Genomic DNA, 23720 nt, shown 5'->3' with positions numbered 1-23720 from the left:
ACCGCTCGGGGTAGTGAGGCCCTAGTCCAGGTATCGCGCGGAAGGAGGGGTTGCCGATGTCCAACGTACGCAGGCTGCCCGGGCCCATCGACGAGCGTTGGGATTGGCAGCGGCTGGGTGCCTGCCGGGGTCGCGACAGTGCCCAGTTCTTCCATCCCGACGGTGAGCGCGGCTCGTCCCGCAACCGGCGTGAGATGAAGGCCAAGATGGTATGCGGCACCTGCCCGGTGCGCGCCGAGTGCGCCGCGCACGCCCTCGCGGTGCGCGAGCCCTACGGCGTGTGGGGCGGGTTCAGTGAGTCAGAGCGGCTCCGGCTGCTGGCCACCGGCTGGGAGGACCTGGCCGACCGGCGGCAGACGCGGGTCGATGTCGAGCGGCTCGAGGCGCGCCTCGGCCGCCCCCACAAGTCAACGGTGCCGGCCGCGATCCGGCCCACCCCCGCGCCGGCCCAGCGGCGCGCGAGCTGACACTCCCCATTCTCGCGGTCCGGGACCCCCGTCAGGGTCCCGGACCGTTGTTTACGCGACGGTGACCGACACGGTGTGGTAGCCGGTGGCGCCGTCCGGGATCACCTCGGCCGGCTGGCTGGTCTGGGTCTCGCCGTTCTTGTCGGTGGCCCGCACCCGCAGCACGTGGTCACCGCTCTCGGCCTCCCAGTGCCAGGACCACTGCACCCAGGTGTCGTCGGAGACCGCGCGGGCCACCCGGGCCTCCTGCCACGGCGCGTCGTCGACCTGTACCTCCACCTTGGCGATACCGCGGTGCTGCGCCCAGGCCACGCCTGCGACGGTGACCGGGCCGGGCTTCAGGTCGCCGCGGCCGCGCGGGGTGTCGATCCGGGACTGCGTCTTGATCGGACCCTTGGCCGACCAGCCGCGCGGCACCCAGTAGGCGTCGTAGTCGGCGAAGCTGGTCACCTCCAGCTCGACGACCCACTTCGTCGCCGACACGTAGCCGTACAGACCCGGGACGACCACGCGTACGGGGAAGCCGTGCTCGATCGGCAGCGGCGCGCCGTTCATGCCGACGGCGAGCATCGCGTCGCGGCCGTCGCGCAGCACCTCGGTCGGCGTGCCGCAGGTCCAGCCGTCGGCCGAACGCCCGACGACCTGGTCCGCGCCGTCCAGCGGCTGCGCCTCGTCCAACAGCCGCTTCAGGGGCACGCCGAGCCAGCGCGCGTTGCCGATCAGGTCACCGCCGACCTCGTTGGAGACGCAGGCCAGCGTCACGTACCGCTCGATCATCGGGAGGGCCAGCAGGTCGGCGTAGCTGAGCCGGATCTCCTTGCGCACCCGGCCGTGGATGCGCAGGCTCCAGTCGAGCGGGTCGACCTGCGGCACGACGAGCGCGGTGTCGATCCGGTAGAAGGCGTCGTTCGGCGTGACGTAGGAGGACAGGTCGGCCAGCCGCAGGTCGGCGCCGGCCGGGACCTCGGGTGCGGGGCTGGCCGGCGCGGGCAGCCGCACCTCGGCACGGGCCGACGAGACGCTGCGGCGCGTCGAGAGCAACCGGCCCGCGAAACCGAGCACGGCCGCACCGGCGATGAAGAGCAGCCCGCTGCGCAGGAACCGGCGCCGGCCGGCGACGGCCTCTTCCTCCTCCTGCACGGACGGTGCGGGGAGCGCGGTGACCTCGGCCGGCGCCAGCGGGCCCAGCACCAGCAGCCAGAGGGTGGCGCCCGCGGCGGCCGCGCCGAGCAGTGCGGGGAACGCGGCCCCGATGCCCGCGTCCGGGCGGGTCAGCGCGGCGGCGACGCCGATCGCGGCGAACAGCCCGATGCCGGCGAAGCCCGCCGCCGGCCAGCGCACCGACAGCGCGCCGATCAGCGCGGCGAACGCGAGGAGCAGCACGGCGGTGCCGATCAGCAGGGCCGTCTTGTCGTGCACGCCGAACAGGGTGATCGCGAACTGCTTGAGACTCTCCGGGACGTGGTCGACGACCACCCCGCCGACGGCGACCAGGGGCGCGCTGCGCGACCCGGTCAACACGGCGACCACCTCGGCCAGGCCGAGCGCTACAGCGGCGGCGGCCACGCCGGCCAGCGCGCCGAACTTCCACGACGTGCGTGTCACAGCGGCAAGTGTGCTCCAAAAAGAACCGCGCGGTCGGGGTCGCCCCCGGCCGCGCGGATCTCGTAATCGTTTTGTCAGAAGCCCGGGCCGTGCTGGTGGCCGTGGCCGTGGCCGTGACCGCCCTCGGCGGGCTCCGCCTTCTCCGGCTTCTCGACCACGAGGCTCTCGGTGGTGAGCAGCAGACTGGCGATCGACGCGGCGTTGAGCACCGCGTTGCGGGTCACCTTGACCGGGTCGATGATGCCGGTCTTGGCCAGGTCGACGAACTCGCCGGTCGCGGCGTTGAGGCCGGTGCCCCAGCCCTTCTCCTTGACCTTCTCCACGATGACGTAGCCGTCGTGGCCGGCGTTCTCGGCGATCCAGCGCAGCGGCTCGTTGAGCGCCTTGCGGACGATCGACACGCCGGTCTTCTGGTCGCCGGTCAGGCCCAGGTCGCCGTCGAGGACCGAGGCGATCTGCACCAGGGCGGCGCCGCCGCCGGGGACGGTGCCCTCCTCGACCGCGGCCTTGGTCGCCGCGATGGCGTCCTCGATGCGGTGCTTGCGCTCCTTGAGCTCCACCTCGGTGGCGCCGCCGGCCTTGATCACCGCGATGCCGCCGGACAGCTTGGCGAGCCGCTCGGCCAGCTTCTCCTTGTCCCAGTCGGAGTCGGAGGCCTCGATCTCCTTGCGGATCTGCGAGATCCGCTCGGCGACCTCGGTGTCGTTGCCCTTGCCGTCGACGACGGTGGTGTTGTCCTTGTCGATGACGATGCGGCGGGCCGAACCGAGCTGGTCGAGACCGACCTGGTCGAGCTTGTAGCCGAGCTCGGGGGCGATCACCTCGCCGCCGGTCAGGATCGCCATGTCCTGCAGCATCGCCTTGCGGCGGTCACCGAAGCCTGGCGCCTTGACGGCGGCGATCTTCAGCGTCTTGCGCACCGCGTTGACCGCGAGCGTCGCGAGCGCCTGGCCCTCGACGTCCTCGGCCACCAGCAGCAGCGGCTTGCCGGACTGGACGACCTTCTCCAGCAGCGGGAGCAGCTCCTCGACCGCGGAGATCTTCTGGGTGGTGATCAGGATGTACGGCTCGTCGAGGACCGCTTCCTGCGACTCCGGGTCGGTCACGAAGTGCGGGGAGATGTAGCCCTTGTCGAACTGCAGACCCTCGGTGATCTCGAGCTCGGTGGCCAGCGTCGAGCCCTCCTCGACGGTGATGACACCGTCGCGGCCGACCTTCTCCATCGCCTCGGAGATCAGCTCGCCGATGGTGGCGTCCTGGGCCGAGATGGTGGCGACGTTGGCGATGGAGCCCTTGGTGTCGACGTCGGCGGCCTTGCCGAGCAGCGCCTCGGACACGGCGTTCGCGGCCGCGTCGATGCCGCGCTTGAGGTCGCTCGGGTTGGCGCCGGCGGCCACGTTGCGCAGGCCCTCGCGGACCATCGCCTGGGCCAGGACCGTCGCGGTGGTGGTGCCGTCACCAGCCACGTCGTTGGTCTTGGTCGCCACCTCCTTGACGAGCTGGGCGCCCAGGTTCTCGTAGGGGTTGGTGAGCTCGATCTCCTTGGCGATGGTCACGCCATCGTTGGTGATCGTCGGAGCGCCGAACTTCTTGTCGAGGACGACGTTGCGCCCGCGGGGGCCGAGGGTGACCTTGACCGTGTCCGCGAGGGTGTTGACGCCGTGCTCGAGCAGGTGCCGGGCGTCGTCCGAGAAGCTCAGGATCTTCGCCATTTAAAGTCCCTTCGAACGCACGTCGCCCCGGCCCGGGCAGAACCGGTCCGGGGCGACGCGCATTTCAGCTTCTGGTTGGTTACTTCTCGATGACCGCGAGGACGTCGCGGGCGGAGAGCACCAGGTACTCCTCGCCGGCGTACTTGACCTCGGTGCCGCCGTACTTCGAGTAGATCACCGTGTCGCCGACCTTCACGTCAACCGGGACGCGGTTGCCGTTGTCGTCGACCCGGCCCGGGCCGACGGCGATGACGGTGCCCTCTTGCGGCTTCTCCTTGGCGGTGTCGGGGATCACGATGCCCGACGCCGTGGTCGTCTCAGCCTCGTTGGCCTGGACGAGAATCCGGTCCTCGAGAGGCTTGATCGCAACCTTGGTCGCGGTAGTCACGGGCATACCCTCCTGGGGTATCAGGTTCGTAGCCGGCCGAGGATCCGGCCGGCGCCAATTTGCCTCATGCCACCAGGGCGGGTCCGTCGTCGCGGGTGCCGGGCCTGCCTGGCGTTGTTGGCACCCTCAGACCGAGAGTGCTAATCGCAGGTTATTCCGCGACTAGCACTCCGTCAAGGAGAGTGCCAGCTCGCCACACCGCGGGAGAATCGGTGGCGTGAGCCTGGCTGCCCTGCGTACCCCCGATGGCGAGGCCGCGCTCGCCGCGGCCGCTTCCCTGGCCGGCGGTGACCCCTTGGCCGCGGCGGCGGCGCTGCGCTCGCGGGGCGTCCCGCCCGACCTGGCGGCCGCGGCGCTGACCCAAACCACCCTCCGCCGGCAGGCGGTGACGAAGTTCGGTCCGGACGCCGCGGGCATGTTCTTCACCCGGGCGGGGCTCGAGCAGGCGACCCGCGCGGTGGTCGCGCGGCGGCGGGCGGAGCGGTTGGTCGCGGCGGGGGTGCGCTCCCTGGCCGACCTCGGATGCGGCATCGGGGCTGATGCGCTGGCCGCCGCCCGGGCCGGGATCCGGGTCGTCGGTGTCGAACGCGACGAGGCCACGGCGGAGGTCGCGGCGGCCAACGGCGCAGGGCTGTTCTCGGTCGTGCACGGCGACGCCACCACGTTCGATGTGAGCGGGTTCGACGCGGTGTTCTGCGATCCGGCCCGCCGGGCGACTGGTGGGCGGCGGGTGTTCGACCCGGCCGCGTACTCGCCGCCGTGGGACTTCGTCGAGGGCCTGGCGGCCCGGGTGCCGCGCCTGGCGGTCAAGGTGGCACCGGGTTTCGACCACGACCGGGTGCCGGCGGGCGCGGAGACGGAGCTGGTCAGCGTGGACCGCGAGGTGGTGGAGGCGACGCTGTGGTGCGGGGCACTGGCATCGGTGCCCCGCCGGGCGACGGTGCTCCGGGGCGGGGTGGCGGGCACGCTGACGGGCTCGGGCGCGGCGGCGGCCCCGGTGGGCCCGGTGGACGACTACCTCTACGACCCGGACGGCGCGGTGGTCCGGGCGGGCCTGGTGGCCGAGTTCGCGTCGCTGGTCTCGGGCCGGTTGGGCGACCCGACGATCGCGTACGTCTGGGCTCCCTCGGCGGTGGCGACCGGTTTCGCGCGCTGCTTCCGGGTGACCGACGTGCTGCCGTTCTCGCTCAAGCGGCTGCGGGCGGAGTTGCGTTCCCGCGAGGTGGGCACGGTCGAGATCTTGAAGCGGGGCTCGGCGATCGACCCGGCCGCGTTCCGCCGCGACCTGCGCCTCTCGGGCCGGGAGTCAACGTCGCTGCTCCTGACCCGCGTGGCGGGCGCGCAGGTCGCCGTGCTGGCACAGCCGGTGGCCTTATAGCCTTCGAGGGTGGCCAAGCGAGCCCAGGGAACCCCTGCGACGGTGGTACCGACCCGCGAGAAGGTCCCGTTCACGACGCATCCATATTCGGTGGACCCGAAAACCCCGTCCTACGGGGAGGCGGTGGCGGCGGCGCTGGGCATCGACCCACCGCGAGTCTTCAAAACCTTGGTGGCCTCGATCGACGGCCAGCTCGGCGTCGGGGTGGTTCCGGTAGCCCGCTCGCTTGACCTGAAGGCCCTGGCGGCGGCGCTGGGAGGCAAGAAAGCGGCGATGGCGGAGCCGGCGGCCGCGGAGCGGGCGACGGGCTACGTCACCGGGGGCATCTCCCCTCTGGGCCAACGCTCGCGGTTACCGATCGTCCTGGACGAGTCGGCGATGGCGCACGCGACGATCTTCGTGTCGGCAGGGAAGCGTGGGCTGCAGTTGGAGCTGGCGCCGTCGGACCTGGTGCATCTCACCGGGGCGGCGGTCGCTCTCATCGCTACTTCGTAGTCTTCGTTGGTTGCGCGCCGTTTGGGTGGATCTCTTCGTCGGGCTTCGCCTTAGGGCATCAGGATCTCCGGATGGGGCCAAGGTCGTTCGTCCGGTGGGGCGCTCCACCTTGGCCCCATCCGGAGATCCTGATTGGTCTGGCTACGCCCGACGAGGAGATCCACCCCGCCCCCGGGGGCAGGGGTGGGGGCGGCTGGTGTTCTCGCGGCTAGGTTGTCCAGCCGTTGCGCGGCGACGCGCACGATCGGGGATCCATCACCCGCCGCACAAACCATCGGCCCGCACGTCACCAGCAGACCCCAAGCCAACAGCGGTCAGGAGACCAGGCCGTCAGCCGCCCCAACACGCAATCGGCTCGCAGGTCACGAACAAACCGCGAGCTGATGACAGCGTGTTCCAAGTCTTGTTGCCGGTAACGCAACTTCCCTGCCCACACGCCGCGACCGACCGGCGGTTGGCTCGTGGCAGGCGGGCCCGCGACTTCCCCGACCGGACCGCCACACCCGACCTGCCTACCCCCACCCCCGGGGCCCGAAGGGGGCGAATCTCGTCGTCGGGCGTAGCCCGACAACCAGATCCGCCCAAGCAACCCGCGACCAAAGAAAAGGCCCGGCGGCCAAAGCCGCCGGGCCTTCCCAACAAACAGCTAAACCCGACCGGTAGACCGAGCCCGCCGGCGCGAGATCGCGTCGACGCTGGCCGCCACCAGCAGCACCAGACCGGTCACCATGTAGACGACGCTGGAGGGCTGGTTGAGCAGGCCCATGCCGTTGATGATGATCGCGATCACGAAGCCACCCAGGATGGCGTCGACGATCCGGCCCTTGCCGCCGAAGAGGCTGGTGCCGCCGATGACCGCGGCGCCCACCGCGTAGAGCAGGGTGGACGCGCCACCCGTCGACGGCGAGATCGAGTTGTCGCGGCTGGCGAGCATGATGCCGCCGACCGCTGCCAACGTCGATCCGATCATGAAGCAGGCCAGCTTGACCATCGCCACGTTGATGCCTGCCCGGCGGGCCGCCTCGGCGTTGCCGCCGACCGCGTACACGTGCCGGCCGAAGGATGTCTTCGTCAGCAGGAAGGTCAGACCGACCAGCAGGACGAGCAGGACCGCCACCACGATGGGGACGCCCTTGATCGAGGTCACGGCCGCGTTGCGGCTGCGTTCGATGCTCAGCCAGTACGTCACCAGGCCCAGCAGCACCGCCAGCGAGACGATCTTGGCCAGGGTCACCTGGACCGCCTCGTAGGAGAGGCCGCCGGCTCGGCGCTTGGCACCGCGCCGCAGGACGATCGCCGCGTAGCCGCCGACCACCAGGGCGTACATCACCCAGCCCAGCCAGACGGGCATGTCGTTGTTGTTGATCGCCCGCAGCGTCTCGTCGCGGATCGGGATCGTGCCGCCCTCGCCGATGAACTTCAGCAGCACGCCCTGCAGGGCGAGGAACGCCGCCAGCGTCACGACGAACGACGGGATGCCCAGCTTCGCGACCAGCAGGCCGATCAGCAGACCCACCACGGCACCGGTGACCAGACAGGTCAGGATGCCCAGCGGCCAGGACCAGCCCCATCGGGTGACGACGATGCCCATCGTCGCGGCCGCCGTGCCCGCCGCGTAACCGGCGGAGAGGTCGATCTCGCCCAGCAGCAGGACGAAGACCAGACCCATCGCGATCACGATGACGGCCGCCGCCTGGTGGATCAGGTTGGCGAAGTTGAACGCGTTGGTGAACGTGTTGGGCCGCAACGACGCGAACACGATGACCAGCACGATGATGCCCAGCGTCGCGGGCAGCGAGCCCGCGTCACCGCCGCGGACCTTGGCCCACCAGTCGCCGATGGCGCCGACGATCGGGTTGCCCGCCGGCGGCGTCGGCTGGGTGGCCGGCTCGGTCGCTTCGACCTTGGTCGGGGTGCTCATTTCAACTCCCCGTTCCCGTTGGTGATGCCGCCGATGGCGTCCGACCTACCGGTCGTGATGACCTCGACGACCTGGTTGCTCTTCACGTCCTTGGTCTTCATCTGCGCCGCCATGCGACCCAGGTAGAGGACCGAGATCCGGTCGGCCACCTGGAACACGTCGTTGAGGTTGTGGCTGATCAGCACGACCGCGAGGCCGTTGTCGGCCAGTTGGCGGACGAGCCGCAGCACCTGCTCGGTCTGTGCGACACCGAGCGCCGCGGTCGGCTCATCGAGCACGACCAGCTTGGAGTTCCAGATCACCGCGCGGGCGATCGCCACCGTCTGGCGCTGGCCACCGGAAAGGCTGGCGACCACCTGGCGGATGGACTTCACCGTGCGGACCGACAGGCCCGCCAGCGTCTCCTGAGCCCGGCGCTCCATGGTCGCCTCGTCGAGGATGCCGTTCTTGGTGACCTCGCGGCCCAGGAACAGGTTGTCGACGATGTCCAGGTTGTCGCAGAGCGCCAGGTCCTGGTAGACGACCTCGATGCCGAGTTCGTTGGCGTGCTTGGGGTTCGTCACCGTGACCGCGTGGCCGTCGAAGACGTACTCCCCGGAATCGAACGGCTGACTGCCGGCGATCCCCTTGATCAGGGTGCTCTTGCCCGCGCCGTTGTCGCCGACGAGGGCGGTCACCTGTCCCGCATATGCGTCGAAGTCCACGTCCTGCAGGACGTGGACCGCGCCGAAGCTCTTGTTGATACCCCGCAACGAAAGCAGCGGTGCGGCGTCCTCCGTTGTCGCCGCCGCCCCCGCGGCGGCCTCCGGCACCGTCATGGTCACCTCACTAGTTGTTTCCCGGCCCGGCAGTAACCGTGGCCTTAAGCGCCCAGAGGGCCCGGCAGGTCATCCCCGCCGGGCCCCTTGGCGTTGGTTACTGAACGCCGGCCGACGTGCAGAGGGCGGCGTACTGGCCGGTGCAGATGTCACTGGCCTTCCAGAAGCCGTCCGCGATGACGTCCTTGACGGAGTCCTTGTAGATGGCCTGCGGGGTCGCCAGGGCCGAGGGGACGTCCTTGTTCAGGACGGTGTCCTTGACCGAACCGTTGACCAGGTCGCTGCCCGGGGTCTCGCCGTTGATCAGCGCGATCGCGAGCTTGGAGGCGGTGTCGGCCTCCTTCTTGATGGCCTTGTAGACCGTCATGCACTGGTTGCCGGAGAGGATGGCCTGGAGGCCTTCCTTGCTGGCGTCCTGACCGGTGACGGGCACCTTGCCGTTGAGGCCGTTGGCGGTCAGACGGGCGATGATGCCCTGGGCCATGGTGTCGTTGGCGGAGATGACGCCGTCGACCTTGCCACCGGCCTGGGTGTAGATCTGCTCGAACGCGGTGCCCGCGACGGTGGCGTCCCACTTACCGGTCTGGTCACCGACGATGGTGTAGTCGCCCGCGTCCACCTTCGGCTTGAGGCCCTCGACGTAGCCCTGCTTGAACAGCGCGGCGTTGTTGTCGGTCGGGTCGCCGTTGATCTGGACGATGTTGGCCTTGGTCTTGCCGGCGTCGGTCAGGCACTTGGTGAGGCCTTCGCCCATCAGCTTGCCGACCTGGACGTTGTCGAAGGAGACGTAGTACGAGGCTTCGCCGCCGAGGGTCAGGCGGTCGTAGTCGATCGTCTTGATGCCGGCGCCCTGGGCCTTCTTCAGGCAGGCGCTGCCGGAGTCAGAGTCGAGGTTGACGATGAGGAGGACGGACACGCCCTCGCTGATCATGCTGTCGCAGAGGGTGCCGAACTTGGCCTTGTCACCGTCGGCGTTCTGGATGTTGGCGGTGATGCCGGCGCTGTCGAACGCCGCCTTGAGCAGCGGACGGTCGTTGGCCTCCCAGCGGGGCGAGGTCGCGGCGTCGGGCAGGATCACGCCGACCTTCTTGGCCGCGGTGCCGCCGCCGGCGTCACCACTGCCGCCGTCATCGGATCCACAACCCGCAAGTGCCAGTGCGCCGACCGCAGCAGCGGCGACGACGACCGACAGAAATCGGTTACGCATAACCTTGGACTCCTTCATGGCCGTTGAGCGGACCGCGCGGGGGCGAACGGCACTGTTGACCTCCCGGACCCTCGCGATCCGAAACACAAAATACTCGCGCATTTGTTGAGCAACCTCGCGCGGCTGACACGCTGCCGTAACGATCCGGTCACGGCACTGGAACCGGCTACAGCGCGTTCGTACGAGGCGAGAAAGCGCTCTCAGAGCGTACGCTTTCGCCCGCGGAGAGGGGATAGGTTGACTTTGGATACTCGTGCGTCGGACGACGATCGACAGCGCGTGGTCGAACTGTTACAGGAGCACACCGCCGTCGGTCGCCTCACGCTGGAAGAGTTCACCGACCGTGTCGACAACGCCTACAGCGCCCGTACGCTCCGTGATCTCGCCGTCGTAACCAGCGATCTTCCGCCGCTTCCTGAGAAGCCGGGCCGGGTGCACCGGGACCTACTTGTTATCTTCGCGATCGCCGCCGTGACCTTGTTGTTACTGGGGCTATACATGGCCGTGACCCGCTGAGGACGAGCCGTTACGCCACTGTCGAATAAGGACTTTCGCGCCGATTCTGGGCGGAAGGCTCCTCGGCGCCGTGCCAGGACCGCCAGAGCGCCGCGTACGAGCCCCCGGCCGCGACCAACTCGGCGTGCGAGCCGAGCTCCGTGATCCGCCCGTCCTCCACCACCGCCACCCGGTCGGCGTCGTGCGCCGAGAACAGCCGGTGCGCGATGGCGATCACGGTGCGCCCCGCCAGGACTGCGGCGAGTGACCGTTCCAGGTGCCGGGCGGCCCGCGGGTCGATCAGCGAGGTCGCCTCGTCGAGCACCAGCGTGTGCGGGTCGGCCAGCACGAGGCGCGCCAGCGCGAGTTGCTGGGCCTGGGCCGGCGGCACCGCCTGCCCGCCTGTGCCTACCACGGTGTCCAAATCGGACGGCAGCGCGGTGACCCAGTCGAGCGCGTCGACCGCGGCCAGCGCGGCCCGCACCTCGTCGTCGGTCGCGCCCGGCCGGGCCATCACCAGGTTGTCGCGGATCGTGCCGATGAAGACGTGGTGTTCCTGGGTCACCAGCGCGACCCGCGAGCGCAGGTCGCCCAGCGGCAGGTCCACGAGCGGGACGCCGCCGACGGTGACCGAGCCGGCGGTGGGCGCGTGGATGCCCGCCAGCAGCCGGCCCAGCGTCGACTTGCCCGCGCCGGACGGGCCGACCATGGCCAGCCGCTCCCCCGGTTCGACGGTCAGGTCGATGCCGTGCAGGACGTCACGACCCTCCACATAGGCGTATCGCACGTCCGTGGCCACCAGGCGCTCGCCCCGCGGCTGCGCCGCCCCGGACTCCACCGGGGCGGGTTTGCCGGCGACGCCGAGCAGGCGGGCCAGCGACGCCCCGCCGACCTGCAACTCGTCGAGCCAGGAGAGCAGGCGGTCGAGCGGGTCGACCAGGGCCTGCACGTAGAGCGTCGCCGCGGTCACCTGACCGAGCGTCACCCAACCCTCGAGGTAGAACCAGCCACCGAAGAGCAGCGTGGCCACCACCGGCACCACGTAGCCGACCTCGACGATCGGGAACCAGACGGTACGCAGCATCAGCGTGTAGCGCTCGGCGGCGTAGGACCGGGCGATGTCGGCGTCGGTGCGGGCGCGGCGACGGTCCTGCAGCCGCAGCGCCTCGGTGGTGCGGGAGCCTTCGACGGTCTCGCTGATGCCGTCGGTGATGTCCGAGTAGGCGGCGTTCTCCCGCAGGTAGCCGGCCGGCGCCCGGCGCAGGTACCAGCGGGTGCCGAACCAGAGCATCGGCACCGCGATCAGGCAGGGCAGGGCCAGCAACGGGCTGGTCAGCACGATCGCGCCGACCACGAACGCCGCGGTGACGAGCGCGATCAGCGTCTCGGGCATGGCGAAACGGACGCTGTGCGACAGCGCCGAGACGTCGCGCGACGTGCGGGTCAGCAGGTCGCCGGTGCCGGCGCGCTCCACCGTGGACAGTGGAATGGCGAGGATCCGGTCGACGAACTCCTCGCGCAGCTCGGCCAGCACCCGCTCGCCGAGCCGGGCCGACCAGAAGCTGGCGAACCGCGTCAGCACCGCCTGGGCCACCACGAAGGTGGCGATGGCCACCGCGATCTCGTCGACGGTGCGCGTGGTGGTGCCGGTGGAGAGCCCTTCGACGAGGTTGCCGAGGAGCCGCGGCGCGACCAGACCCGCGACCGCCGCGAGCCCGTGCAGGCCGAGGGCGAGGCCGAGCTCGCGGGGGTGCCGGCGGACCAGGCGGCGCGCGTACCGGCGGACCTCCGCCGCGTCCGCGACCGGGAGCTGGTTGCTCATTCGTCTTCCTCCCGGGTGACGGCGGCGGCGTAGTCGGGGCGGTCGCGCAGCAGCTCGCGGTGGGTGCCCGTGACGACCACGCGACCGTGGACGACGAAGGCCACCTCGTCGGCGCGATCGAGGACGAGCGGGCTGGTGGTGCAGACGACCGTGGTGCGGCCGGCCCGCGCGGCACCGAGGCGGGCGGCGATCCGGGCCTCGGTGTGGGCGTCGACGGCGCTGGTCGGCTCGACCAGCACCAGGGTCTCGGGGTCGGCGACCAGCGCCCGGGCCAGCTTGAGCCGCTGCTGCTGGCCGCCCGAGAACTCCCGGCCCCGCTCGGCGACGAGGGCGTCGAGGCCCGCGGGCAGCGCGTCGACCACGTCGACCGCGCTGGCGGTGTCGAGGGCCGCGGCGACGGCGCCGTCGCCCGCCGCGCGCGGGTCGAGCTCGCCGCGCAGCGGGCCCGCGAACAGCCGCGCGTCGTTGTCGGCGACGAGGATGCGCCCGCGCACGTCGGCGAGGTCGAGGTCGGCCAGGGGTACGCCGGACAGGGTGACCGCGCCGTCGGCGAACCGGCCGAGCCGGTCGGCGATCGCGGCCGCGTCACCCGGATCCTTGGCGGCCACCGCCAGGAACCGTCCAGGTTGGATGGTCAGGCCGGACTCGGGGTCGGCCAGCGGCCCGGGCGGCGCGGTCCGCGGCGTGGCCGGCGAGCTGAACTCGGGCTGGAGCGTGAACATCCGCACCACCCGGCGGGCCGCGACGTGCCCTTTGGTGACCTTGTCGATCGCCTCGGTGAGCTGGCGCAGCGGGCTGACCAGGAACGCCGTGTAGCCGTACAGGGCGACGAGCTCGCCCGCGGTGATCTCACCGCGCAGGGCGAACCGGGCGCCGAGCCAGGTGACCAGCACGAGAAACATGCCGGGCAGCAGGATCTCCGAGGCGGCCAGCAGCGACTCGATCCGCGCGACGCGTACGCCGGCGGATCGAAGGTCCTGCGACTCGGCCCGGTAGCGGCCGGCGAAGGTCGCCTCGCCGCCGACGCCGCGCAGCACCCGCAGGCCGGTGACGATGTCGCCGGCGCGGGTGGTCAGCTTGCCCTCCTGGTCGCGGTAGACCTGCTGGCGGCGCTGCAGCGGCTTGATCAGGCTGCCGGCCACGAGCATCATCACCGGCACGCCGAGCACGACGACCAGGCCGAGCGGCACCGACGTGTTCAGCAGGATGGCGCCGACGGTGACCACGGCGACCAGCGAGCCGGTGCCGCGGGCGGTGATGTCGAGCGCGTTGCCGATGTGGTTGATGTCGGACGTGCCGATGCTGACGACCTCGCCGGTCGCGAGCCGCTTGGGCAGCGTGGCGCCGACCCGGTTGGCCTGCCGGACGGTGAGCTGTACGGTGCGGTAGGCGGCCGAGAGCCAGTTGAACGCCGCCATCCGGTGGCGCAGGATGCCGGTCGCGCCGGTGACGATGCCGAGGCCGAGCAGCACGGCGCCCCAGCGCAGCAGCCCGCCGGGGTCGCGGGCGGTCAGGCCGGCGTCGATCGCCCGACCCACGGTGGCCGGGACGAGCGCCTGGCTGACCATCCAGAGCGTCGCGAAGACGATCGCCGCGGAGAGCGGACGCCAGTTGCGGGCCGCCAGCCACAGGAGGTATCTGGTGGCCGACCGGACGTCGGGATCGCCGGGATCGGCGACGGGTAAGGGCCGCATAACAGCCCGAAGCTAAATGATCAACTTCGGGCCACGCCACTGATTTATCGGTCTACCTGGGTGAAGTCCCACTCGTGCGGAGCCCTGGCTACCAGCCGTGTCGGCGGGGCGGGCAGGCCCTCGGGCTCACCGCGCCATTTGGAAATCACGACGCAGCGGTCGTCGGACGACGAGAACACCTCGCTCGCGATGTGCAGGGGGCTCACCTCGACCCGCGGGAGGGCGGTGTCACAGACCCACTCGACCAGCTCGGGCAGGCGGTTGCGCTCGGCGCGGGCCTCCCACATGCGGACGATCACGTTGCCGGACACTACACACTCACGAGCGTCAACGGCATCGCGGAGTCGGCCGGCAGATCCAGCCGACTGGGCCGGACACCCGCGGCGACCAGGTGCGAGCCGAGCGCGGCGACCATCGCGCCGTTGTCGGTGCACAGCTTGGGGCGCGGCACCCGCACCGTGATGCCGACCTTCGCGGCCCGCTCCTCGGCCAGCGCGCGCAGCCGGGAGTTGGCGGCCACGCCACCGCCGATCACCAGCGTGTCGACGCCGTGCTGGCGGCAGGCGTCGATCGCCTTCGCGGTCAGCACGTCGCAGACCGCGTCCTGGAACGAGGCCGCCACGTCGTTGACCGGCACCGGCTCCCCCGCCCGCTCGCGGGCCTCGACCCAGCGGGCCACCGCGGTCTTGAGGCCGCTGAAGGAGAAGTCGAAGCGGTGCGCGGCCTGGTCCTTGGCCGCGGTGAGGCCACGCGGGAAGGCGATGGTGGCCTGCCCGTCGCGGGCCGCCCTGTCGATCGGCGGGCCGCCGGGGAACGGCATGCCGAGCAGCCGGGCCACCTTGTCGAACGCCTCGCCCGCCGCGTCGTCGATGGTCGAGCCGAGCGGCGTCACCCCGCCGGCCAGGTCGTCGACCAGCAGCAGCGACGAGTGCCCGCCGGAGACCAGCAGCGCGATCGCCGGCTCGGGCAGCGGGCCGTGCTCCAGGGTGTCGACCGCGACGTGCGCGGCCAGGTGGTTGACGCCGTAGACCGGCTTCTCGGCCGCGACCGCGTAGCCCTTGGCCGCGGCGACACCGACCAGCAGTGCGCCCGCGAGACCCGGGCCGGAGGTCACGGCGATCGCGTCGACGTCGGCGAGCGTCACGCCGGCCTCGTCGAGCGCCCGCTGCATGGTCGGCACCATGGCTTCGAGGTGCGCCCGGCTGGCCACCTCGGGGACCACGCCACCGAACCGCGCGTGCAGGTCCACACTGGACGCGAGCGCGTCGGCGAGCAGGGTCGTCCCACGGACGATGCCCACGCCTGTCTCGTCGCAGGAGGTCTCGATGCCGAGGACCAGAGGTTCGTCAGTCACGTCTCATCACCAGCGCGTCGGTGTTGCTTGGTTGGTAGTAGCCACGGCGTACGCCGATCGGCTCGAAACCGTAGGTGGCGTAGAGCTTCTGGGCCGGCGCGTTGTCGACGGCGACCTCGAGCAGCACGGCCCGCGCCCGCTGGCGCTCGGCCTCGGCCAGCAGCGCCTCGAGCATCCGGCGGCCGATGCCCTGGCGCTGCGCGTCCCGTCGTACCGCGATGTTCTGGATCCAGGCCTCGTCGGCGTTGACGGCCAGACCGCCGTAACCCAGGACGCGCCCGTCCTCGTCCTCGGCCACCAGGTAGAAGTGGCCGCTGGACAGCTCGTTCCAGAACATGCCGGCCGACCACTTCTCGTCGCCGAACAGGTCCTGCTCGATCGGCAGCAACTCCGCGATGTGCCACCAGCGCAGCCGGCTGAGCGTGACGGTCACCGCAGCACCGGCTTGTGCCCTCCCGCCGCGACGGCGTCCGGGCGGCGGAGATAGAGCGGAGTGAGCGGCTCGCTGGGGGCACCGGCTCGGACGCGCTCGGCGGCCAGTCGCACGAACGCGTCGACCCGGGGGTAGCGCGGCTCGTCGCGCACCTCGAGCCCGAGCCGGTCGGCGTATTTCATCGCGCCGTCGCCGACCGCGACGGTGGCCCCGGCGGCCCGCTCGACGGCCGCCTCGGGCAGGTCGACGTGCGGACCCTCGACCCGGGCGCCGGCCTGGTCGTAGAGCGCCCAGTAGACCTCGCGCCGGCGGGCGTCCGTCGCCACCAGCGTCACCTGGCCGGGCACGCCGCCGATGGCGTCGAGCGAGCAGACACCGTGAGCCGGAATGCCCAATGCCTGGCCCATGCTGGCCGCGGTCACCAGGCCCACCCGCAGGCCGGTGAACGGGCCGGGGCCGGTGCCCGCGACGATCGCGCGCAGGTCGCGGACGGACGCGCCCGCCTTGCGCAGCACCTCGTCGATCTCGGGTGCCATCAGCTCGCCGTGCGCCCGCCCGTCGACCGCGCGCAACTCGGCGACCACGGCATGACCGGTCGGGGTGACGTCGGCCACGGCCGCGGTCACCGCGGGGGTCGACGTGTCGAGGACGAGAACGAGCACGATATGCACCTTATCCGGCGCGGTGGTCCACCTGCTCGTCAGGCGGACCTGCTCCAGTCGATGGGGGTCAGGCCCGCGTCGGCGAGGGCCTTGTTGGCGGCGCTGAACGGGCGGCTGCCCAGGAAACCACGCGGGTTGAGCGGGCTCGGGTGACCTGCCTCCAGCACCACGTGGGCCGGGTTGGTGACCAGCGCGGCCTTCTTGCGGGCGTAGCTGCCCCAGAGCAGGAAGACCACCCGGTCGGGCTGGTCCTGCAGCGCCCTGATCGTGGCGTCGGTGAACGCCTCCCAGCCCTTGTTGGCGTGCGATCCCGCGGCCCCCTCGCGCACCGTCAGCACCGCGTTGAGCAGCAGCACCCCTTGCCTGGCCCAGCCACGCAGGTCACCGCCGTCGGGCGCGGCCGCGCCGAGGTCGGCGGCGAGCTCCTTGTAGACGTTGCGCAGCGACGGCGGCACCCGCACACCGGCCTGGACGCTGAAGCTGAGCCCGTGTGCCTGGCCGGCCTTGTGGTAGGGGTCCTGGCCCAGGATCACGACGCGAGTGTCAGCGGGCGGGCAGAGCTGGTAAGCCGTGAAAAGGTCGGGCAGCGGGGGGAACACCGTCGTCGCCGCGTACTCGGCGGCCACGAACGCGCCGAGGTCGGCGGTGGCGGCCGGGTCGAGGTGCGGCGCCAGCGCGGCACGCCACTCCGGCGGCAGCAGGTCGTGCAGGTTCACCGGGGCGTCCTGGGTGAGAGTCGTGATCCGGGCGGCCCAGTCTCCTCCGGTCGGCTCGAGCGCGATCACGCGGGTGTCGTCGTCGCGCCGGTCGATGCGTACCCGCAGGTGGTCGTCGCGCAGTTGCTCGACGACGCCCTCGCCCCACTCGACGACGGTGACCGAGTCGTCCATCGACGCGTCCAGGTCGAGGCCGTCGATCTCGGCGATCGAGTCGGCGGCGGCGCCGATCCGGTACGCGTCGGCGTGCACCAGCGGGATGACGCCGCCCCGCGCGCGGTCGGGCCGGTGCACCCGGGCGATCACGAACGTCGGCGAGGTGATGTCGCCCGTCACGTGCAGTCCGGCGCCGATGCCCTGGACCAGCGCCGTCTTGCCGGCGCCGAGCGGGCCGGTGAGCACGACGAGGTCGCCGGGGCGCAGCAGCGCGGCCAGGCGCGCACCGAACGCCCGGGTGTCGTCCACTGTGGTCAGCTCGATCATTTGGAAATCTTCTCCAGGAAGGCGATGAGCGTCGCGTTCACCTCGTCGGCGTGTTCCAGCATGACGACGTGGCCGCTGTCGTTCAGTTTCACGAACTCGGCGTCCGGCAGGTGCCGCAGGATCTCCTCGGAGTGCGCGACCGGAGTGATCATGTCCTTGTCGCCGACGATGATGATGGTCGGCGTGCGCTCGAGGGCGACCAGCGCCGGGTAGCGGGCGTGCGTGTAGAGGGTGCGCAGGTAGCGGGCGACGGTGTCGACCGAGGTCCGCGCGTTCATCTTCTCCACATAGGACACAAGCGACGGGCTCGGTCGTGACTCGCCGAAGCCGTACCGGCGGGTGAGCAGCCAGGCCAGGTCGGTCGCCGCGACCCGGGCGCGGTCGATGGCCGGGCCGGTGAGCCGGGTCGCGCTGTTGACCAGCGGCAGCAGCGGGCCGCCGACGCGGCCGATCAGCGCGGGCAGGCCGATCCGGGTCTCGTCGATGAGGCCACCGGAGGTCGCGATCAGCACGCAGCCCTTGACCCGGTCCTCGAAGAACTCCGGGTAGAGCTCGGCGAACGCCATGATGGTCATGCCGCCCATCGAGTGGCCGACCAGGATCAGCGGGCCGTCCGGGACCGTCTCCGTGAGCACCGCGTGCAGCGTCTCGCCGAGCGCGGGCAGCTCGTACTCGCCGGTCTCGAGCTTGCCGGAGCGGCCGTGGCCGGGCTGGTCGTAGAAGACCATCCGGTGCTCGCCGCGGGCGGTCAGGGCGGTGCGCTGGAAGTGGAACGTGCCCATGTCGAGGCAGAAGCCGTGGACGAAGACGATGGTGGCTTCCTTCGGCTCGGCCACCGTCGGCTCGACCACCTCGACGTGGATGTCCGTGCCGTCCGCGGTGCTGACGGCCAGGGACTCGTCGTACGGCAGGCGGTCGAAGGGCTCGTCCACATAGGGGTCAGTCACGCCGCGCTTCGATCGCCGGACGACCGCACGCTCGACCGCTATGCCGGTGGCGATGCCGGCCGCGGCCAGACCGACCACCGCGCCGACGATTCCCGCGCGGCGTCGGGTACTCATTCACCGTCCTCGCCCTCGTAGACCCGGGGAACCCTGCTGCTCCCGAACCGGGTCACGATCTCGTAGTTGATGGTGTCGATGGCGGCCGCCCAGTCGTCGGCGGTGGGTGCGCCGCCGTCGCCGCTGCCGAACAGGGTGGCCACGTCGCCGGGCGCGACCGGCTGGTCGCCGACGTCGACGACGATCTGGTCCATGCAGACCCGGCCCGCGATGGTGTGCCGGCCGGCGCCGATGGCGACCGGACCGACGTTGGACGCGTGCCGCGGCACGCCGTCGGCGTAGCCGAGCGGGACGACGGCGAGCGTGGTCTCGCGGGTCGTGGTGTAGGTGTGGCCGTAGGAGACGCCGGTGCCGGCGGGCACCCGCTTGACCAGCATGATCCGGGCGCGGGCGGTCATCGCGCGGCGCAGGCCGTACTGCTCGCCGGGCACCGGCGACAGACCGTAGACCGCGATGCCCGGGCGTACGAGGTCGAAGTGGGCGTCGGGCCGGGTCAGGGTGGCGGCGGAGTTGGCGATGTGCCGCAACCGCGGGCGCACGCCCAGGCGCTCGGCCACGGCCAGCGCGTCGCGGTAGGCGTCGAGCTGGTGGTCGATGGTCTCGTGGCCGGGCGCGTCGGCGTAGACGAAGTGGCTCCAGATCCCGACGATCTCGATCGCGCCGTCGGCCTGGGCCTTGGCGGCCGCCTCGACCAGCGCGGGCCAGTCGTCGGCGGTGGCGCCGCCCCGGGACAGGCCCGTGTCGATCTTGAGGTGCACCCGGGTGGGCTTGCGCGCCTGCTGGCCAGCTTTGATCATCTCGTCGAGCTGGCCGAGGCTGGCGGCGCTCAGGTCGATGTCGTGGGCGACGCCCTCGTGCAGCGGCAGGCCAGGGGCGAGCAGCCAGGCCAACACGGGCGTGGTGATGCCGGCCCGGCGCAGGCCAAGCGCCTCGTCGAGGGTGCAGACGCCGAGCCAGGTCGCGCCGCCCTTGATCGCCGCCCGCGCGGCCGGGACCATGCCGTGGCCGTAACCGTCGCCCTTGACGACCGCCATCACCGCGGCATCCGTGCCAGCGCGCAGCCGGGCCACGTTGGCACGGATCGCGTCGAGGTCGACGCGGACTTCGGCTTGCCACATGAGGCCCAGCCTACTTGTGGGTAGCTGCCGCTGCGTCAGGTGACGCGAGGTCGGCGAGGACGGGGCGGAGGGCGGCGGCGACGTCGGGCGCGGCGACCGGCCCGTGCCGGGCGGCTTCGCGGCCGGCGAGTCCGTGCAGGTAGGCGGCTGTGACGGCGGCCACCTCGGGGCGCAGGCCGCCGGCCAGCAGGGAGCCGAGGAGGCCGGCCAGGACGTCGCCGGTGCCGCCGGTGGCCAGTGCGGGTGAGCCGGTCGGGTTGGCGTACGCGGTGCCGCTCGGGGTGGCCACGATCGTGCGGTCACCCTTCAGGAGGACCACCGCGTTGGTGTGCGCGGCCAGCTTCAGCGCGGCGGCGACCCGGTCGGGGCCGGGCGCCTCGCCCGCCAGCCGGGCGAACTCGCGGTCGTGCGGGGTGAGCACCATCGGCGCGTTGCGCCCGCGCATCAGGTCGGCCATCGCGCCGTCGACGAGCAGGTTGAGCGCGTCGGCGTCGAGCACGACGGGGAGGCTGGTGGCGAGCACGGTGCGCAGGGCGGTCGCGGCGGCGGCGTCGGTGCCGAGACCACTGCCGATCACCCAGGCCTGTACGCGGCCGGCGTCGGTGATGCGGTCGGTGGCGATGACGCTCGGGTGGGCCTGCAGGACGTACTGGCGGGCGGTGCCGGCGTAGCGGACCATGCCGGTCGGGCCGGCGAGGGCACCGGCCGTCGAGAGGATCGCGGCGCCGGGGTAGGTCTTCGAGCCCGTGGCGACGCCGACGACGCCGCGGGTGTACTTCTCGTCGGTCGGGCGGTGCTTCGGCAGGGCCTCGGCGATGTCGGCGCGGTCCGGGACGAGGACGGCCGGGTCGGCGCGCAGCCAGGGGCGCAGGCCGATGTCGACCAGCTCGACCTCGCCGGCGAGCGGGGCGGCCGGGCCGACGACGTGGGCCGGCTTGAGGCAGCCGAAGGTGACGGTGACGTCGGCTTGAACGGCTTTTCCGGGTACGTCGCCCGTGTCGACGTCGACGCCGCTGGGGACGTCGACGGCGACGATGGTGGGGCGTCGGCCGCGGTCCGTTGCTTTGTGGAGGGCGGCCGCGGCGGCGTCGCGGAGGCCGCCCTTGGCGCCGATGCCGACGATGCCGTCGACGAGGAGGTCGATGGTGGCCGGCGGGTTGTCCGCGGTGCGGCCGCCTTGCTGCCTGAGGGCTTGGAGGCCCTCTTCGTGGGCTTTCGCCGGATCGAGGAGGACGGCGGTGACGGCGGCTCCTCTTCTCGCCAGGATGGCGCCGGCGTACAGCGCGTCGCCGCCGTTGTTGCCCGCGCCGACGAGGAGCGTGACGTGGGCGCCGTACACCTGCTCGAGAAGGAGTGCGCAGCGGCGGGCGAGGCCCGCGGCGGCGCGTTGCATCAGGGTGCCCTCCGGGAGGCGGGCCATCAGCGCTTCTTCGGCCGCGCGCACGTCGGCGACCCGCCAGGCCGGCCTCACTGCTCCGCCACCACCATCGCGGAGGCGATGCCGCCGTCGTGCGAGAGGCTCAGGTGCCACCGGTTGACACCGCGCTCGGCGGCCGCCGCGGCGACCGTGCCGCTGACGGTGAGCCAGGGTCGGCCGTCGGGGTCGGTGACGATCTCGCAGTCGTGCCAGCGGAGGCCGGCGGGTGCGCCGAGGGCCTTGGCCACGGCCTCCTTGGCGGCGAACCGGGCCGCCAGGGACTCCGGCGAGCGCTGGTTGCCGGCACTCGTGAAGCGCTCCGACTCCGTGAACAGCCGGTCACCGAGCAGCGGTGTGCGGCTCAGCGCTCCGGTGAACCGTTCGACGAGGACCACGTCGATCCCGACAGCGACGATCATCGGTCCAGCCTATTAGCACGAGGTGTACGCGGTGGGGAAGCCTTGTGGACAGCGCCGCCGCCCTCGGGTCGGGCGTTGTCCACAGGCTCGCCTTCCGGGCTTGCCGCCCTTCTAGCGTGTGGTTCTCGCTGCTGGGAGGTGGGACGTGGACGGTGATCTCCGGGTCGATCCCGGGCTGTTGCGCGACCGGGCGGGCGACCTCGACTCGGTCGCCCGGGCGCTGGCGTCGGTGGTCGGCGGCTCCGACCTGATCGTGCCGGCGCCGTCGTGGGCCGCCGGGGCCGCCCTGGTCGGGCTGGCCGGCGCGGTGTCGGCGGAGTTGGGCGCGGCCGCCGGTCGGGTCGCGCACTCCGGTGGGCTGCTGCGGGAGGCGGCCCAGTCCTACGAAGACGCCGACCTGCGGGCCGCGCGGCGGCTCCACCGGGTGGGGTGAGCGGGCGGTGGTGACCTACGCGCAGTTGTGGCAGGCCGATCCGGGGGCCTGGCGGGCGGCGGGCGCCGCGTGGAGCCGGTTGGCCGACGCGGTCGGGCAGCGGGCGGCGGCGCTCGGCGCGGTGGCCGGTCGGGTCACCGACGGGTGGCAGGGCGCGGCCGGTTCGGCGGCGGGTGATCATGTGCGGCGGTTACGCGCGCCGCTCGACGCGGCCCGGTCGGCGTTCGTCGAGACCGACCAGGTGCTGTCGGGCCTCGCGGCGGCGCTGGTGCGGGCCCGGGGCATGCTCGCGGCCGCGGTGTCGTCGGCCGGGCCCGCCCACGTCGAGATCGACCGGTCGGGGCGCACGGCGCCGGATGTCACGGTCACGGGGATCGACCGGGCGGCCGCGCTGCGCGCGGCTGACCGGGTCGGGGCCGGGATAGCCGACGCCCTGCACGCGGCTTCGGCGGCCGACCGCGCGGCCGCCACCCACCTCGACCGGCTCGCGGCAGCGGCCGCCGCGGGCTGGCCGACGACGCCGCCGCGGTTCCGCCCGCCGCTCGGCGCCCGGCCCGACGCGGTGCGGCGCTGGTGGGCGGGTCTGTCCGAGACCGAGCGGCGGTGGCTGGTCGTGCACCAGCCGGCCTACGTGGGCCGGCTCCACGGGGTGCCGGTGGCGGCCCGCGACCAGGCCAACCGGTCCCTGCTCGCGGGGCAACGGGCGGCCCTGGTGCGGGAACGGGCCGAGGCGGTCCGCACGGCGATGCCCCGCCACGGGGCGGTCTCGGCGAGCCACCGGCTGGTCGGCCTGATGTCGGGCATCGACGCGGTCGACGCGCGACTCCGGGCGGAGACAGGCGAGCGGGCTTATCTCCTGAGCCTGGTCGCCGAGGACGACGGCCGGGTGGTGCTCGCGGTCGGCGACCCCGACAGGGCCGACAACGTCCTGACCTACGTGCCGGGCATGACGGCCAGCCTGGGCGCGGTCCGCGACGACCTGAGCCGCGTGGAGGCGGTGGCCGCCCGCGCGGCGGCGCTGGACCCGAGCCAACGCACGGCGGCGGTGCTCTGGCTCGACTACGACGCACCGTCGTTCCTCGACGAGGCGATGTTCACGGCGAAGGCACAGGCGGCGGGGCCGGCACTGCACGACTTCGCGGAGGGCCTACGCGCGACCCACGAGGGCCCACCGGCGCAGCAGACGGTGCTGGGCCACAGCTACGGCTCGCTGACGGTGGGCACGACGGTCCGCACGACCGGCCTGGCAGCCGACGACCTGGTCTTCGTGGGCTCACCGGGCGTGGGCGTCGACCACGCGACAGACCTGGGCCGGCCGGCGACCGACATCTGGTCGAGCACGGCGCCCAACGACCCGATCGCCTACCTGGCGCCGGGCTGGCGGGAGCCCTTGACCCGCTTCCGCGACCCGTTCGACACGGGCCCTTACGAACACCTGTGGTTCGGCCGCAACCCGACGGACCCATCCTTCGGCGCCCAGGTCTTCGACGGCGACGCCCACGGCCACAGCGGCTACTGGCGCACGGACAACGACGCCCTGACCGACATCGCCCGCATCGCCCTGGGCCCGGAACACCAGTCGGAGGTCTCGTGAGCGCTTGATCGGGTGAGGCACCATGCAG

Annotated in this window: 23 protein-coding genes and 1 pseudogene; 6 read left to right on the top strand and 18 right to left on the bottom strand. The window is 72.1% G+C overall.

Features of this window, described 5'->3' with window-relative positions; genetic code table 11:
* Positions 1-56: 56 nt before the first annotated feature.
* A complete protein-coding gene (locus Asi02nite_RS12380) occupies positions 57-467 on the top strand; it encodes a WhiB family transcriptional regulator (RefSeq protein WP_203712659.1) in 411 nt (136 codons plus the stop codon).
* Positions 468-518: 51 nt separating this feature from the next.
* Here the strand turns inward: Asi02nite_RS12380 and Asi02nite_RS12375 are convergent, their stop codons facing one another.
* The 3 genes from Asi02nite_RS12375 to groES all read right to left on the bottom strand — a co-directional run bounded on the left by Asi02nite_RS12375 (position 519) and on the right by groES (position 4172).
* Positions 519-2072, bottom strand: coding sequence for a molybdopterin-dependent oxidoreductase (locus tag Asi02nite_RS12375; RefSeq protein ID WP_203712658.1), 1554 nt, complete (start codon positions 2070-2072; stop codon positions 519-521).
* Positions 2073-2146: 74 nt separating this feature from the next.
* A complete protein-coding gene (gene groL / locus Asi02nite_RS12370) occupies positions 2147-3784 on the bottom strand; it encodes a chaperonin GroEL (protein ID WP_203712656.1) in 1638 nt (545 codons plus the stop codon).
* Positions 3785-3863: 79 nt separating this feature from the next.
* Positions 3864-4172, bottom strand: a complete 309-nt coding sequence (groES, locus tag Asi02nite_RS12365; protein ID WP_505605519.1) for a co-chaperone GroES — start codon at positions 4170-4172, stop codon at positions 3864-3866.
* 217 nt (positions 4173-4389) lie between these two features.
* On the opposite strand from groES, the gene Asi02nite_RS12360 reads away from it, so the two are divergent.
* Positions 4390-5550, top strand: a complete 1161-nt coding sequence (locus tag Asi02nite_RS12360) for a class I SAM-dependent methyltransferase (protein WP_444541769.1) — start codon at positions 4390-4392, stop codon at positions 5548-5550.
* A 9-nt stretch (positions 5551-5559) separates the two neighbouring features.
* Complete coding sequence (gene ybaK, locus Asi02nite_RS12355; RefSeq protein WP_203712654.1) at positions 5560-6045, top strand: Cys-tRNA(Pro) deacylase; 486 nt, start codon at positions 5560-5562, stop codon at positions 6043-6045.
* Between the two features lie 646 nt (positions 6046-6691).
* Here the strand turns inward: ybaK and Asi02nite_RS12350 are convergent.
* The 3 genes from Asi02nite_RS12350 to Asi02nite_RS12340 form a co-directional block, all read right to left on the bottom strand.
* The gene (locus Asi02nite_RS12350; protein ID WP_203712652.1) at positions 6692-7966 is read right to left on the bottom strand and encodes a sugar ABC transporter permease; all 1275 of its coding nucleotides are present in this window, start codon (positions 7964-7966) and stop codon (positions 6692-6694) included.
* On the bottom strand, positions 7963-8784 hold the full coding sequence (locus tag Asi02nite_RS12345) for an ATP-binding cassette domain-containing protein (protein WP_203712650.1): 822 nt from the start codon (positions 8782-8784) through the stop codon (positions 7963-7965). The genes Asi02nite_RS12350 and Asi02nite_RS12345 overlap by 4 nt, the downstream gene beginning before the upstream one ends.
* Before the next feature lie 97 nt (positions 8785-8881).
* Positions 8882-9991 carry a sugar ABC transporter substrate-binding protein gene (locus Asi02nite_RS12340; protein ID WP_203712649.1) on the bottom strand — a complete coding sequence of 370 codons (1110 nt, stop codon included), beginning with the start codon at positions 9989-9991 and terminating at the stop codon, positions 8882-8884.
* 237 nt (positions 9992-10228) lie between these two features.
* Between Asi02nite_RS12340 and Asi02nite_RS12335 the strand changes: the two genes are divergently transcribed.
* A complete protein-coding gene (locus tag Asi02nite_RS12335; RefSeq protein ID WP_203712647.1) occupies positions 10229-10507 on the top strand; it encodes a DUF1707 SHOCT-like domain-containing protein in 279 nt (92 codons plus the stop codon).
* 10 nt (positions 10508-10517) lie between these two features.
* Here the strand turns inward: Asi02nite_RS12335 and Asi02nite_RS12330 are convergent, their stop codons facing one another.
* From Asi02nite_RS12330 to Asi02nite_RS12280, 12 genes and pseudogenes are all read right to left on the bottom strand, one after another.
* Positions 10518-12308: an ABC transporter ATP-binding protein gene (locus tag Asi02nite_RS12330; RefSeq protein WP_203712645.1), complete on the bottom strand. Its 1791-nt coding sequence runs from the start codon at positions 12306-12308 to the stop codon at positions 10518-10520.
* On the bottom strand, positions 12305-14002 hold the full coding sequence (locus tag Asi02nite_RS12325) for an ABC transporter transmembrane domain-containing protein (RefSeq protein ID WP_203712643.1): 1698 nt from the start codon (positions 14000-14002) through the stop codon (positions 12305-12307). The genes Asi02nite_RS12330 and Asi02nite_RS12325 overlap by 4 nt, the downstream gene beginning before the upstream one ends.
* Positions 14003-14046: 44 nt before the next feature.
* Positions 14047-14301 carry a hypothetical protein gene (locus tag Asi02nite_RS12320; RefSeq protein WP_203712641.1) on the bottom strand — a complete coding sequence of 85 codons (255 nt, stop codon included), beginning with the start codon at positions 14299-14301 and terminating at the stop codon, positions 14047-14049.
* An 11-nt stretch (positions 14302-14312) separates the two neighbouring features.
* Entirely contained in the window at positions 14313-15356 is a 1044-nt protein-coding gene (gene tsaD / locus Asi02nite_RS12315) for a tRNA (adenosine(37)-N6)-threonylcarbamoyltransferase complex transferase subunit TsaD (RefSeq protein WP_203712639.1), read from the bottom strand.
* Positions 15349-15789, bottom strand: coding sequence for a ribosomal protein S18-alanine N-acetyltransferase (gene rimI / locus Asi02nite_RS12310; RefSeq protein ID WP_203712637.1), 441 nt, complete (start codon positions 15787-15789; stop codon positions 15349-15351). Before rimI ends, tsaD begins: the two co-directional genes overlap by 8 nt.
* A complete protein-coding gene (tsaB, locus tag Asi02nite_RS12305) occupies positions 15786-16451 on the bottom strand; it encodes a tRNA (adenosine(37)-N6)-threonylcarbamoyltransferase complex dimerization subunit type 1 TsaB (protein WP_203712635.1) in 666 nt (221 codons plus the stop codon). The genes rimI and tsaB overlap by 4 nt, the downstream gene beginning before the upstream one ends.
* A gap of 38 nt (positions 16452-16489) precedes the next feature.
* The gene (gene ung / locus Asi02nite_RS12300; RefSeq protein WP_239126667.1) at positions 16490-17194 is read right to left on the bottom strand and encodes a uracil-DNA glycosylase; all 705 of its coding nucleotides are present in this window, start codon (positions 17192-17194) and stop codon (positions 16490-16492) included.
* Positions 17183-17650: pseudogene (tsaE, locus tag Asi02nite_RS41525) on the bottom strand (tRNA (adenosine(37)-N6)-threonylcarbamoyltransferase complex ATPase subunit type 1 TsaE); the annotation flags it as partial. The gene ung and the pseudogene tsaE, both read right to left, overlap by 12 nt.
* Positions 17647-18711: an alpha/beta fold hydrolase gene (locus Asi02nite_RS12295; RefSeq protein WP_203712633.1), complete on the bottom strand. Its 1065-nt coding sequence runs from the start codon at positions 18709-18711 to the stop codon at positions 17647-17649. The pseudogene tsaE and the gene Asi02nite_RS12295, both read right to left, overlap by 4 nt.
* A complete protein-coding gene (alr, locus tag Asi02nite_RS12290; RefSeq protein ID WP_203712631.1) occupies positions 18708-19829 on the bottom strand; it encodes an alanine racemase in 1122 nt (373 codons plus the stop codon). Before alr ends, Asi02nite_RS12295 begins: the two co-directional genes overlap by 4 nt.
* 10 nt (positions 19830-19839) lie before the next feature.
* Positions 19840-21300 (bottom strand): NAD(P)H-hydrate dehydratase, encoded by a 1461-nt coding sequence (locus Asi02nite_RS12285; protein WP_203712630.1) that lies wholly within the window; start codon positions 21298-21300, stop codon positions 19840-19842.
* Positions 21297-21665, bottom strand: a complete 369-nt coding sequence (locus Asi02nite_RS12280) for a holo-ACP synthase (protein ID WP_203712629.1) — start codon at positions 21663-21665, stop codon at positions 21297-21299. Before Asi02nite_RS12280 ends, Asi02nite_RS12285 begins: the two co-directional genes overlap by 4 nt.
* Positions 21666-21810: 145 nt before the next feature.
* On the opposite strand from Asi02nite_RS12280, the gene Asi02nite_RS12275 reads away from it, so the two are divergent.
* Complete coding sequence (locus tag Asi02nite_RS12275) at positions 21811-22098, top strand: hypothetical protein (RefSeq protein ID WP_203712628.1); 288 nt, start codon at positions 21811-21813, stop codon at positions 22096-22098.
* Positions 22099-22105: 7 nt separating this feature from the next.
* A complete protein-coding gene (locus Asi02nite_RS12270) occupies positions 22106-23692 on the top strand; it encodes an alpha/beta hydrolase (RefSeq protein ID WP_203712627.1) in 1587 nt (528 codons plus the stop codon).
* Positions 23693-23720 lie beyond the last annotated feature (28 nt).

It is taken from the genome of Asanoa siamensis (assembly GCF_016862555.1).
GTDB lineage: Bacteria > Actinomycetota > Actinomycetes > Mycobacteriales > Micromonosporaceae > Asanoa > Asanoa siamensis.
This window is presented reverse-complemented; position numbering and strand designations above follow the sequence as displayed.